Source organism: Compostibacter hankyongensis, assembly GCF_039541075.1.
Classification (GTDB): domain Bacteria; phylum Bacteroidota; class Bacteroidia; order Chitinophagales; family Chitinophagaceae; genus Compostibacter; species Compostibacter hankyongensis.
Genome location: NZ_BAABFN010000004.1, coordinates 108,988 through 122,494, shown reverse-complemented (window position 1 = coordinate 122,494; position 13,507 = coordinate 108,988). Strand labels below are relative to the sequence as shown.

The 13,507-nt window shown below is 53.9% G+C and carries 9 protein-coding genes; 2 read left to right on the top strand and 7 right to left on the bottom strand.

All coding sequences use genetic code 11. From position 1 onward, the window contains the following. Positions 1-10: 10 nt before the first annotated feature. The 6 genes from ABD851_RS09535 to rbsK all read right to left on the bottom strand — a co-directional run bounded on the left by ABD851_RS09535 (position 11) and on the right by rbsK (position 9,507). A complete protein-coding gene (locus tag ABD851_RS09535) occupies positions 11-1,468 on the bottom strand; it encodes a sulfatase family protein (protein ID WP_344978571.1) in 1,458 nt (485 codons plus the stop codon). A 32-nt stretch (positions 1,469-1,500) separates the two neighbouring features. Beyond that, a complete protein-coding gene (locus ABD851_RS09530; RefSeq protein ID WP_344978569.1) occupies positions 1,501-2,187 on the bottom strand; it encodes a DUF3823 domain-containing protein in 687 nt (228 codons plus the stop codon). Positions 2,188-2,205: 18 nt separating this feature from the next. Further along, complete coding sequence (locus ABD851_RS09525) at positions 2,206-3,960, bottom strand: RagB/SusD family nutrient uptake outer membrane protein (RefSeq protein ID WP_344978567.1); 1,755 nt, start codon at positions 3,958-3,960, stop codon at positions 2,206-2,208. A gap of 1 nt (position 3,961) precedes the next feature. Next, positions 3,962-7,105 carry a SusC/RagA family TonB-linked outer membrane protein gene (locus tag ABD851_RS09520; RefSeq protein WP_344978565.1) on the bottom strand — a complete coding sequence of 1,048 codons (3,144 nt, stop codon included), beginning with the start codon at positions 7,103-7,105 and terminating at the stop codon, positions 3,962-3,964. A 384-nt stretch (positions 7,106-7,489) separates the two neighbouring features. Then, entirely contained in the window at positions 7,490-8,494 is a 1,005-nt protein-coding gene (locus ABD851_RS09515) for a GRP family sugar transporter (RefSeq protein WP_344978563.1), read from the bottom strand. A gap of 89 nt (positions 8,495-8,583) precedes the next feature. Further along, positions 8,584-9,507, bottom strand: a complete 924-nt coding sequence (gene rbsK, locus ABD851_RS09510; protein WP_344978561.1) for a ribokinase — start codon at positions 9,505-9,507, stop codon at positions 8,584-8,586. 206 nt (positions 9,508-9,713) lie between these two features. Here rbsK and ABD851_RS09505 point away from each other — a divergent pair, with 206 nt between their 5' ends. Then, the gene (locus tag ABD851_RS09505) at positions 9,714-11,213 is read left to right on the top strand and encodes a hypothetical protein (RefSeq protein ID WP_344978559.1); all 1,500 of its coding nucleotides are present in this window, start codon (positions 9,714-9,716) and stop codon (positions 11,211-11,213) included. Between the two features lie 8 nt (positions 11,214-11,221). Next, positions 11,222-12,415 (top strand): cellulase family glycosylhydrolase, encoded by a 1,194-nt coding sequence (locus ABD851_RS09500; protein WP_344978557.1) that lies wholly within the window; start codon positions 11,222-11,224, stop codon positions 12,413-12,415. On the opposite strand, the gene ABD851_RS09495 is transcribed toward ABD851_RS09500, so the two are convergent. Next, positions 12,393-13,469, bottom strand: coding sequence for a GTP-binding protein (locus ABD851_RS09495; RefSeq protein WP_344978555.1), 1,077 nt, complete (start codon positions 13,467-13,469; stop codon positions 12,393-12,395). The two genes, ABD851_RS09500 and ABD851_RS09495, sit on opposite strands and share 23 nt — an antisense overlap. Positions 13,470-13,507: the final 38 nt, after the last annotated feature.

Sequence of the window (13,507 nt, the reverse complement as noted above, 5' to 3'; positions counted from 1 at the left end):
ATGACGGTAACTATATTCTTCCCGGCGGCCTTCTGTTTGCCCCCTGCCGGTGGGTCAGGTTATCCCCCAGGTCTTCGCGCGCTTTCTCGGCAAGCGCCTGCAGGCGCTTTACCACCTCGGGATGCTGCTTCTTTACGTCGTAGCGCTCCCCGGGATCCCGCCGGAGATCATACAGGGCGAGGCCGGTGCTTCCCTTGCTGTACGGGCCGGGCAGACCGTCGTTCCGCGGCAGCACCCCTTCATAGGAACGGTAGCGATGCGGGAACACCAGCTTCCATTGGCCCTGGCGGACCGCCTCCAGATCGTTTTCGTTGTAGTAGTAATAAAGGTGATCGCGGGGATTGGCCGAAGGGTCGCCCTTCAGCAGCGCAAGGATATTTACCCCGTCGATCTTTTGCTGCGGCAGCGGGGCGCCGGTTATGCGGGCAAATGTCGGCAGCAGGTCGATCGTGCCGGCTAGCTTATTGCACACCGTACCGGGGGGGATTACGCCCGGCCAGCGCATGATGCAGGGCTCGCGTTGCCCGCCTTCCCAGCTGGTTCCCTTTCCTTCGCGCAGCCCTCCGGTGGTACCGGCATAATCGCCGAAATTGAGCCAGGGACCGTTGTCGCTGGTAAAGACCACCAGGGTATTTTGTTCCAGGCCGTTGTCTTTTAAAGCCTTCATCACCTGCCCCACGGACCAGTCGACCTCCATCATCACATCTCCGAAAATGCCCTGTTTGCTTTTGCCCCTGAACTTATCGGATACGCCGAGGGGGGTATGTACCATGGAATGCGCGAGATATAAAAAGAACGGTTGGCTTTTATGCTGATGAATAAAGCTGACGGCCCTTTCGGTATACCAGGTGGTCAGCATATTTTGATCCTGCAGCGTACGGATATAACGGATGGTCCTGTTGCCTTCGATCAGCGGCAGCAACGGACGCTTTGAGCGGGGATCCGCCGTATCCAGCGGACGGCCTTTGTAGCTCATCGGCCACATATCATTGGAATAGGGCAATCCGAAAAACTCATCAAAGCCGTTTTGCAGCGGCAGGAATTTGTATGCATCGCCGACATGCCATTTCCCGATGGCACCGGTTGTATACCCTGCCTTCTTTAACACTTCGGCAACCGTTTCCTCCTTATTGTTCAACCCGATCTTCGAATTCGGGAAAAGCGCCCCATGGATGCCGATGCGGTTGGGATAGCAGCCCGTAAGGATGGCCGCCCGGGAAGCGCTGCATACGGCCTCGCCGGCATAAAAATTCGTAAACCGCATCCCTTCCGCCGCCAGCCGGTCAATGTTGGGGGTGGTATAACCGGTGCCGGCATAAGCATCCACGTCGCCATACCCCATATCGTCCATGAAAATGACGATGATGTTGGGATGCCCGGGCGACCCTGTGCGGGGGGCAGGGACGTTCTGCTGCGCCATAACGGTCAGCGGCAGCAGGGCAAATATCCAGGTTAACCGCTTTTTCATGCTTTGCATTTATATATCATCAGTGACCGTCCTCAGGGAAGGGTTATCTTTATGATCCGGCTGTAGTTATATTTGTTCAATGCATTGTTCGTTGCAGCGGCAATCCTTACATAATAGGTTTTCCCCCCTTCCAACCCGGGCAGGGTATCGGTGAACTCCGTAGCCAGTATTTCATTGTCGTCCGTACCGGTCAGATCGTGCGTAACGGCCTTATCAAAAATGCTGTTGCTGATGGTGGGATGGGTGGACACGAGAGACTTACAAACGGTAATCTTATCTCCCACACTGTCCCGGCTGATCCGGTATTTGGTGACGATCTGTCCTTCTTCTGCGGCCGCCGAAGCGGTGATGGTCAAAAAGGGCGTTACTTTAAACTGTACTTCAACCATGCCTTTTATCGCCACTTCCTGGGTGTCTGCCGGGAAAAACGCTCCCTCAATAGGCACTACCTTATAGGTCCCTGAAAACACCTTGCTGTTTTCAAAAGAGCCGTCCGCCATCCCCCAGAAATCAATGGGGGTGGCATCCTGATAGCCTTCGTCGATCAGGCGTATCCTGAAGCCGTTGGGTTGTTCGCTCTGCAGGGAGTCGCCGGTGATCGCATCTACCACGGCGCCGTGTATGCCGGCATCCGGCGGGTTGTAGTTATCGGTGTTCTTGGTGCAGGATGCAAAAGCTGCCAGGACCGATATCGCCAGTAAAACATTCCTATAGTGCATATGCCTTGATGTTTGTAATCAGTAATTGGGGTTCTGGATCAGCTTCGGATCTTTTGAAATTTCCGCAGGCGGGATCCTTTCGTAATAGAGCTTGGGATAAAACGTCAACGCATAGCCCACTTTTAGCGTTTTGAAGATGTAGGCTTTGTCCTTAAAGTTGTAATAAGGGTAGAGCGCGGTGAACTTGGTATTGTTGATCAGCTTGTCGGCCAGGCGCCAGCGGCGGGTATCCCAATAGCGACGACCGCCTTCGAAAGCCATCTCCACCTGGCGTTCATGACGCACCCTATCCCGGGTCACCTCTCCGTCCCCGAGCAGCTTTATGCCGGCCCGGCCCCTGATCTCGTTCACGGCCCATGCCGCATCGGATACCTTTCCAAGCTCGATGGCCGCTTCGGCATAGTTCAGCAGCACTTCTCCATAGCGCATATCGATATAGGGATTGTCGTTGCCGCGGCTGACGGCGGCATCCGTCTCCGTATAAGCGGGGTCCAGGTATTTGCGCACATAGAAGCCCGTCGTCGTATTCCCCAGGTTGCCTCCGATACCATGGTCGCCGATAATATGCATTCCCTGGTAAAGCTGATTGTAGTCGTTGGTGGTAATGGTCTGCCCGTTATCGATAATGCCGGCCCTGACCTCCACATCGCCGGTGGGCCAGGAAGAAAACGGATACAGGATGGTGGCCGCAAAGCGGGGATCTTTACCGGCAAAGAGGGCTGCCGGGTCTTTGTATTCAATGGGGTTACCCTGGCTATCGGTCAGCTTCAGCTTTCCGTCGGAACCGTCCGTATATTCAAAGGCCTCCGCCATCTCCAGGGTGGGGCAGACATGTCCTCCGTTCTCCGGTTTGGGACGCGCCCGGTTGTCGTAGCTCTGCACCCTGTCGGGGTAACTGTAATACTCGGCAAATATCGTTTCCGGATTATCCTGGTCCAGGAACAGATCGGCAAAATTCTCCGCCTTGTCGTCCTGCTTGGCATACAGGCTGTATTTCTTATCGTCAATGATCTTTTTCGCGGCATCATAGGCCGCCTGCCAGTAATGATCGGCTTCGGATGCCGGCATGCCCACCAGACCGTTCAGGGCAACATGACCATATTCAGCTTCGGCGGCGGCATACAGCATGGCCCTGGCTTTCAGGGCATAGGCCGCATATCTGTTGGCTTCTCCGCGCTCAGCGCTGGTTTCCCCCATCAGCTGGGCCGCCTTGTCGAGCTCCGAAGCGACGAAGTCGTATATCTCCTTTTCGGTATTCCTCGGCACCTGCAGCGAATCCAGGTTGCTGCCGTTGAAGTTCTGCACTTTGGTGATCAGCGGTACACCGCCATAACGCTTTACCAGCTCAAAATAGTAGTAGGCGCGGATAAACAGAACCTGTCCCTCCCATTCCTTTTTCTGGTCGTCGGGGAACTCAGCGGTCGAGATGTTCTCGAGAAATTCATTCGCGTCCCGTACGGCGTCATAGCCCCACCATTGCAGCCAGGTGCCGTCGCCCACACTGTTCATCCAGCGGTAGGCGTTATTCAGCGACTCCCCCGTAAGCTGCGACATATAGTTGATGTTCGGAGCGTTGATGGGGATCTGATAATTGTTATCCTGTATCGGGATCTTGTTATACAGCGTCGCGAGGTACGCCTTTATCGCCGATTCGTTGGAAAAGACATCCTTTCCCTGAATAATATTCTGGGGGGCGATGTCCAGCACGCTGCTGCAGGAGCAGGCGAGCAGCAACATCAGGAGCGCGGTATAAGAAAACAGCTTCTTCATCATATCAGAAAGTTATGTTTAAGCCTCCGTTAAAGTTCTTCATGATCGGGTAAGCCGTATTGGTATTGTGCTCGGGGTCGATATAGCTCACCTTGGACCAGGTCAGCATATTGAAGCCATTCACAAACACCCGGACGCTTTTGACGATCTTTTTCGTAATGGATGCGGGCAACGTGTAACCCAGCTCTATGCTTTTCACCCGCAGGTAAGGATCGCTGTGCCACCAGTAGGTAGAGGGCAGGTAATTTACATTGGCCGTGCCCTGGTAGCGGGAAGCCGGGTATTTACCGGGCACCCAGGGACTCGTGGGATCAAAGATATCTTCATGATGCCAGCGGTCCATAAACTCCGGCAGCAGGCCGTTGCGCTTATAGGGGACTGGGTTGCTGAACAGCCCGTCGCCATTCTGGTTGACATAATAGCCATGCGCGCCCTGCAGCAAGATATTCAGATCCAGCCCTTTCCAGGTGACGCTGGCCGTCAGACCGAAGTTCCACTCGGGTAGATTGGGATTACGACCGATAGGATGCATGTCGTTGCCGTCGATGATACCGTCATGGTTATAATCCTGATACTTGAGATCGCCCGGCAGCACGGTGGTATTCCCCCGGCCGTCTTCTATCGCCCAGCCGTCGATATCTTCCTGGGAAGTGAATTGCCCGACAACGGTATAGCCCCATACGATGTCGTTCCAGCGGTCGGAATTGTTCTCTCTCCAGTTCTGGTACGCGTTGGTGGAAGCGGCCCTTTCCACGTACAGCAGCTTGGTGCGTGAGAAAGAAACATTGGCCGATACATTGTAATTGAATTTCCCGGCGCGACCGGCATGGCCGACCTGCACCTCGAATCCCTGGGTCAGGTTGCTGTTGAGGTTTTCCTGCGGGAGGGCTGCGCCTACGCTCGCGGGAAGGCTTAAAAGCCGGCTGGCCAGTATGCCATTCTTTTTTCTTCTGAAGATATCCGCCGTAAAGGTCAGCATGCCGTTGCCGATCTCTCCGTCCAGACCGATATCGGTGGTGGTAGCCGTAAACCAGGTAATATCGGGATTGGGCATACCCCGGGAGGCCAGCCCCCCGATCACCTGATCGCCCAATACATAGTTGCCGAAGGGATAGTTATAGCCCGTGAGGAACTGATAGGTGCTCGCGGCATCATCCCCCAGCTTTCCCCAGGAGGCGCGAAGCTTCAGGTTGGTAAAGGCGGGGATATTGTCTTTTATAAAGGACTCTTCCGACAGCCGCCATCCCACCGATATGGCCGGAAAGAAACCCCAGCGGTGCCCTTTGGCAAATTTTGAAGAACCGTCATAGCGGAAGCTTCCCTCGATCAGGTACTTATCCATGTAAGCATAGTTCAGCCTTCCTACGATCCCCTGGTTGGCAAAAGGGGAGGTGATGCCGGAATTGACCCGCTGGTTGGCCGCATTGCCCGCATAGAACTGGTCCACTGCATCAAGCGTAAATTCTTTTGAGGCGTTAAAGTTGCTGGAATCCTTCTGGAGCTGTTCAAAAAGCAGTAATGCCTTGAGCGTATGCCTGCCGGTAAAGGATTTCTCATAATTCAGGGACAGCTGTACATCCGAAGTATGGTTCTCCTCAAATTGCTCGCTGAGGGTAGAAGGATCCTGACGGTATACCGGGTTGTAGGTGTCGGTAGCATTATCATAGGTATAAAGCGGATATCTTTTCCGCCATGATTTGCCAAGGTTGTTGGTGACATCGTAGCTATACATGGCCCGGGCCTTGAGACCCGGCACAAAGGGAACGGTATAGTTGAGCACCAGGCTCCCGTTCAGCGACTTGTCCAGATACTTGCTGTAGCCTACTATCCCTGCATTGGTCAGCGCAATGGGATTCGAAGGCGAAACGCCTGTTTCCTGGAGATACTTGGGATTGTTATTGGCATAGGCCGGCAGCGTAGGCGGCATCAGCAGCGGCTGGTTCAATATGCTGGTGGTACTTCCGAAAGGGGTGTTGCGGGTATCCTGAAAACCGCTCAGCAGCATCTGGGCTTCCAGATTGTCGGTGATCTTCGAAGTGATATTGGAACGGAAGTTATATCGCTTGTCGTTCAGCGAGCCGCTTTTCCACAATCCCTGGTCGTCGTATATCCCTACGGAGAAGAAGTAGGTTGTCTTTTCCGTACCGCCGCTGACGCTCAGGTCGTGCTGCATCTGCGGGGCATACTGCCGGGTCAGCATGCCGAACCAGTCCGTTCCGCGAAGCGTTCCGTTTTTGTACTGCTCAAGCTGCTCTTTTGAAAAGGTCGGCTGGGCGCCGTTATTGATGTCGGCCTCGTTGGTCAGGGTGGCATATTGATAGGCATTCAGCCCCCGGGGAAAGATAGTGGGGCTGGCCCCCCCGACCGTCCCGGTATAATTGATCTCTACCTGACCTGCCTTACCCCTTTTGGTGGTTACCAGCACCACGCCGTTGGCCGCCCTGACGCCGTACACGGCAGCAGAAGCATCCTTCAGGATGGAGATGCTCTCCACATCGTTGGGATCGATCCGGTTAAAATCGCTTCGGGGCACGCCGTCCACAATGATCAGGGGCGCACCCATACCGCGGATATCAAAGGAGGTGTTGTAGACGCCGGGTTCGCTGGTACGCTGGGCCACCCTCAGGCCGGGCATCTTTCCCGCCAGCATATTGGAAAGGGTCGGCGAGGTGGCCGTCTTCAGCTCCTTGCTGTTCAGGGATGAGATGGCGCCGGTGAGCGATACCTTTTTCTGGGTACCGTATCCGATGGCCACCACTTCGTTCAGCTGGGTGGAGGCGACCTCCAGCCGGATATCTATACGGGTTTGCCCGCTGTAGACGACTTCCTTGGCCTTGTAGCCGATAGAAGTAAAGACCAGGGTCTGTCCCTGCTCGGCCTCAATGGCATACCGGCCTTTATCATCCGTCGTGGTTCCCGCTGCAGTTCCTTTCACAGACACAGTAGCCCCCACCACCGGGTTCCCCTGTTCATCCGTTATCTTCCCGGATATCCTGTGCGCAGCCAGACTATGCGGACCTTTTATCTCGCGGACGTCTTGCGGCTTTATCTTACCCGGATATCGATCCGCGGAAAAAGCCTGCAAAGCGCCGGTGAACATCAGGCATCCGGCGATATAGATTGTTCTTCGCAATACTGTTGGTATCATGAAAAAAATTTTACAATAACTCCGTTACAGCGCGAGCCGAAAACTAACATATAACGCTCCATTCTTGGCATTTATCAACATGGAATTATACGTTACCAAGGCGTCGTACTTTATTCAAAAAACAAACGTGTTTGGTCGCTGCTTAGGGTTCTTTCCGGATAGTATAACTGGGTTCAACGCGGCTTAAAACATAAAGACCTCTGAGGGCAGGACAAGCATCAAAAGTATCCTCAGGGTTTTATAAAGAAAAATAAGTATTGTTTATAACTGATAACACGGGTTTATGCTGATTAAAAATTATTACATCCATTCTATTTGAATTTTGCTTTCCCGCCGGCACACTACCCCGGATATCATCCTCATCTGAGCACGGGAAATGTTTATTCAGGATCCTCCGGACAGTATGATCAGGCCCAGCCCGGCCAAAAAGCAGATAAACATCCCGGTCAGCAAACCGGTCACCTTGTTGCCGGTATTTTTAAATTCTTTCCAGACCACCACGCCCCAGATGGCGGCTACCAGCGTGGCCCCCTGTCCCAGTCCGTAGGAAATGGCAGGACCGGCCTTACCGGCGGCGATCAGGTTAAACAGGTTCCCCAACCCCCAGATCGCTCCGCCGAGTACGCCGATAATATGCAGTGAAAAACCGCCCTTAAAATAATCACGATAAGACAAGGGCGCGCCTTCCAGCGGTTTTTTCATCATGATGCTGTTAAAAAGGATATTGCTGACCATGATACCGGCCGCAAAGATCACGAAAGCGGTATAGGGCGTCATCTTCAACGGTTGCGGATGCACGAAGTTGTCCAGGTCCATGGAGGCTGCCACAAAGCGGTAGAAGAAAGACATGAGTATTCCGGCCAGTACGGAGAGCACAATGCCTTTGGTGCCGGCTTTCTGTCCCCCGGCCGCCGCTTTGCGGTAAGCGATGGCATTTAATATGATCGCCACCGTTACCAACAACACGCCGCTGAAGAGCAGGGCGGGGTTTCCTTTTTCCACGCCGAAGTAATTGATGACCACTCCCAGCACCAGCGCGATGCCGATGCCGACAGGAAAAGCCACCGACATCCCTGCAATGGCAATGGCCGCCGTGAGCAGTATATTGGCCAGGTTAAAGACGATCCCGCCCAGGAACGCACTCCCGATATTGGCGCCGCTGGCCTGCATCAGGTCCGGCAGGAAGCTTCTGCCGTTTTCACCGAAGCTCCCCAGGGTAAAGGCCGCCAGCAGCGAAAAAAGCAGGATGCCGATGGCATAATCCCAATAAAACAACTCATACCGCCAGCGCCCGGCGGCCAGCTTCTGGGTATTGGCCCAGGAGCCCCAGCAGATCATGGTGATGATACAGAAAAGGATCGCCGTGAAATAGCTTTCTACAATGAACATGGAGCAGATTTAGAATACGCGTGACTGCAAATATGAATCATAGCTTTTTAAGGCTACCATTACTATAAACTTATATTATATCCTTTCTGCTACACCGTCCACCCGCTTACGATGAGCTCATTACGGTAAGGGATAGACGACTGCGCCCCCATGCGCGTCACCGAAATAGACGCGGCCAGACAGGCAAACCGCACCGCCGCCTCCAGGTCCCGGCCCTCGGCCAGCGCCACCGCCAGCGCACCGTTGAACACATCGCCTGCCGCCGTGGTATCGACCGCCTCGACCTTCTGCACCGGTACATAGAGGCATTCCCCGGCCTGCAGGATGACGGCGCCCAACGAGCCCAGCGTCACCACCACGTTTTCCACACCCTGTTCATGAATCTTGCGGGCAGCTTTTTCCGCGCTTTCCACATCATGTACCGCTATGCCGGACAGCATCTCGGCTTCGGTTTTATTGGGCGTGATCACCGATACGCCCTGCAGCAACTCCCTGTCCAGCGGCTGTGCCGGAGCGGGATTAAGGATCAGCTGTATCCCTTTGGAAGCCGCATAGCGGGTCACAAAACGCACGGTCGACATCGGGATTTCCAGCTGCATCAGGATAATATCTGACGCGCTTATCCGCTCGAGGGCGGGCTCCAGGTCTTCAGGAAACAAATGGGCGTTGGCGCCGGAAGCCACTACAATGCTGTTCTCCCCCTGCTCATCTACCGTGATAAGCGCTACGCCGGAAGGGTGGTCGGGGTCTGACAGCAGACAGGAAATCTGGATGCCCTCTTCATCAAACGTCTGTGCAGCCTGCTTTCCGAAAATATCATTCCCTGTTTTGGAAACAAAGGTCACCTCTCCGCCCAATCGTGCAACAGCCACCGCCTGGTTGGCCCCTTTACCACCGGGATTCATAAAAAAAGCGCCGCCGAGTACGGTCTCGCCCGGTACCGGAATATGAGTGGTCTTCACTACCATATCTACATTGGTACTCCCAACTACTACGATCTTTTTTGTCTGCATTTCTCTTTTACTTCAGGCTGATTTTTTTATGAACAGGGTTTCAAAAGTAGCGGTTCCCTTTTTTAAAAAAGAGCCATCTTTTCATCAGGAACTGAATCCCGGAAAACTAAAAATTTCTCATTTAACTTATAACAATTTGATTATCAATAGTTATAAAAACATAACTTTGTTGATTATCTTTATTCCTGTAATAAACGCCATGCACCATGTCCAAAAACGGGGTGATCCGTCTGGTACAATCCATGTCAGGCGCCGAGAAGAGACACTTCCGCCTTTCCTGTAAAAAGCAGGCGGGGGAACGGGATTACCTGCAGCTTTTTGATCTGATCGACCGGGAAAAGCTCACCGATGCGGCACTGCTGGAAAAGCGGTTCCTGCAGCTATATCCGGGTGTATCTCTGGAAAATACCGCACAGTATCTTTTCCGGATCATTACGGACAATCTGGTACAGATCAAGATCAACCACAACCATTTTTTCCGGCAGTTTCACCACATGCTGCAGGCACGGCTGCTGTTTGAACGCGCATTGCCGGAAGAAGCTTATAAGCTGCTGAAAAAAGTACAGCACAGCGCCATGGACCGCGAAAATCACCTCATCGCCTATCTTTCGCACCGCTTTGAGCTGGACTATCTGGCGGAGACCAATTTTGCCGATATGCAGGAGAAACAGCTGGTGGCCCTGCAGATGAAGGCCAAGCATGTGCTGAGGGATATGCATCATATTCATGAGCATCATTCGCTGTACGAGCTGCTGAAGTACCGGCTTATCTATTCCGGAAAGGCGTTGTCGGAAGAAGACCGCAAGCAGCTGAACGACCTGCTGCTGAGCGAGGTAAGCCTGGTGACCGGCAGGGTAAAGAACAGCTTCACCGCCCGCAAGCTTCATCTGCTTTTCCAGTCTTTTTTCTTCACCGACACGGGAGATTACAAACCGGCGCTGAAGATGTTCCGGCAGCTGACCCAGCTTTTTGAGGACAACCGGGAAAGATGGGATCATCCTCCGATGGACTACCTTTCTTCACTGGAAGGTATTCTGGACAGCCTGCGCACCATCCGTTTTTATGATGAAATGGATTTTTACCTGCAGAAAATAGAAGGGCTGACCACCCTGCCCTACCCGGAGCATTTCAGCACCATCGCGGACAAAACAGTGATGATCTACCGCCTGGCCTTTCTGACCGGCACCGGTAATTTTGAGGATGCCGCGCTGTATTGTAAAGCCATCCCGCCCGTATTGCTGAAGATGTATCATACGGGCGATTATGAAAAGCAAAGCGAGCTGCTCTTCTATGCGGGACTGGCTTATTTCGGTATACGGGATTTTAAAAAGGCCAGCAAATATATCAACGAGATCGTACTTACCGGGAAGGTGCATTACCCTGCTGTCATATACAGGGTTGCACGCCTGCTGGGACTGCTTATTCACTATGAGCTGGGCGACCAGGAGTACCTCGATTATGAGATCAGGTCCTACAAGCGCAGTTTCCGGGCCAAAGGAAAACTGTTAAAGACCGAAAGCCTCCTCTTTAAAATCATCCAGCTCAGCCCGCTGAATCATCCGCATTTCCGGAACCAGCAGCTGTGGAAAAAAACGGCACCGCTGCTGGCGCCGATCGAATCGGACAAGTACGAGATGCAGCTCCTGAAATACTATGATTTCACCTCCTGGATAAAAGCGAAATTCAGCCGTTACCAGGAAAAATAATGATTCGTATGCTCCATTTTTTCTTCTTAAAAAAGTATGTCGGCTCCGCTCTTTACAGGAGCGGCAGGATCCTGTGCACGATATGTATTCTCTGCATCGGCCTGTCTTGTCCTGCCAACGCTCACGCAACTTCCCCGCCGGATACTATCGGCTCCCCGGGGACCGCCTGGATCCGGCTCAGCAAAGACGGGAGACATTTCGTCCAGGGCCGGGCCGGTCAGCCGTTCGTAATATGGGGCGTGAACTATGACCGCGATAACGGCGGCCGTCTGCTCGAGGATTACTGGCTGCAGGAATGGAATACCGTTGCGGAGGATTTCGGGGAAATCAAACAGCTTGGGGCCAACGTCGTAAGGATACACCTGCAGTTCGGGAAGTTCATGCGTGCTTCCGGTCAACCCGATACCATCGCCCTGCGCCAGCTCAGCCGCCTGCTCCGGCTGGCCGAAAAGACGGGGCTCTACCTGGACATCACCGGACTCGGCAACTATCACAAACAAGACGTTCCGGAATGGTTCGGGAAAATGGGCGAGGCAGACCGCTGGAAGGCGCAGGCTGCATTCTGGAAGGCTGTAGCCGGGGTCTGTGCCCAAAGCCCTGCGGTTTTCTGCTATGATCTGATGAATGAGCCGCTGTGGCCTTCTTCAAAAAAAGAGACCGAATGGCTGGCCGGGGAACTGGCCGGAAAATATTACTGCCAGCGCATCACGCTTGACCTGGGCAAACGAGCCCCCGAACAGGTAGCCAAAACCTGGATACATACCCTCGTCAGCGCTATCCGGACAGCGGACAGCAGGCATCTCATCACGCTGGGCGCCATTCCCATGGCACAATACTTTCCCGGAGCCGGACTGACCTTCTGCTCGCCGGAAGTGGCCAAGGAGCTGGATTTCATAAGCGTGCACTTCTATCCGGACGGAAAAGACGTGGCCGGACAGATCCGCATCCTGAAAACCTATGATATCGGAAAGCCCCTGCTTATAGAGGAGATGTTCCCGCTGAAATGCAATATAGATACGTTGAATGCATTCGTGGAGGCTTCCCGCACCGTGGCAGCGGGATGGATAGGCTTCTATTGGGGCACCCGGCCGGACGAATATCCCAAAGATATGGCAGGAGCGCTTATCCGCAGCTGGTTAGCCTATTTCCGGCAAAAAGCGGCCGATATCACCGGATCCGCTAATCCAGGATCCGGTGGGTAGGCCTTGGAAAGCCCGGCCGGAATACCGACAGCTTCCGGCTGGTGATCCTGCACCCTCTCCTTGCTGCAGCATCTTTTATCGCATCGGCAACAAGCTGTTTGAGCTTATCCGGCTCCGTCTGCACCCGGGCGTTCAGCAGCAGGACGACATTATCGACCGGGTCATTTTCGGGCACAGGAGTATCCGGCAACCGCCCGCCGGCGGTATAGCTGATCTTGATCTTCCGTCTGCCTCCGTCGAGCAACGCTTTCAGGTGACCGACGGGATAACCCTGCCGGACAATATCTTCGTATATGCGATGGAGTAATTCCATACCGGCCTGCCATGCCGTTCCGTTATCCGTATGCAGCTCCATCTCCTCATCCAGCCAGGCCAGCCGGGCCTCCCCTGCGCCATATACCGCATAATCCACATCCAGCGCCCGGCGCTCCGTCTCCCCCTGCTCATCCAGCGTACGGAGCCAGCGCCGGATATGGGCCTTATCGAAAGAATCCTGACCCAGTACTGTCTTACCGGGATATTTTTTTTGGGCTAACTGCAGTACCTCCTGCCGCCGGTCGGCATCCAGCAGGTCGATCTTGCTGACGACCAGCATATCAGCTTCTTCCAGCTGCCGGTCATAAATATAGGCGACGCTGTCCTCGAAAAGCTGTTTTCCTTCCTCTAAAACCGGAAGCAGGACGCCCGCATCAGCGAATACGGTAACGGATATGTCCAGATCTGGGTAAAACCGCTGCAGGGGCCTGACTACCGTGGCCACCATATCCGTACAGGACCCTACTGATTCGGCAAAGATGATCTGGGGCTGCTCCGTTTGCTCCAGCGAACGGATATGCGCTTCCAGCCGGGTATAATTACAACAGAAGCACCCGCCTGTGACTTCCCTGGACGGGATGTCCAGGCTGTCCATAAAACGGCTGTCCACCAGCTGAACGCCCTGATCGTTGGTGATCACCCCGGCGGAAACGCCGTTCCGGACCAGCTCCGCATAGGCCTGCTGTATAGCGGTGGTTTTACCGCTCCCCAAAAAACCGCCTATCAGGTATAGTTTCATCCATTACGTTTTATAGCTTCCCAGATATAACCCTAACG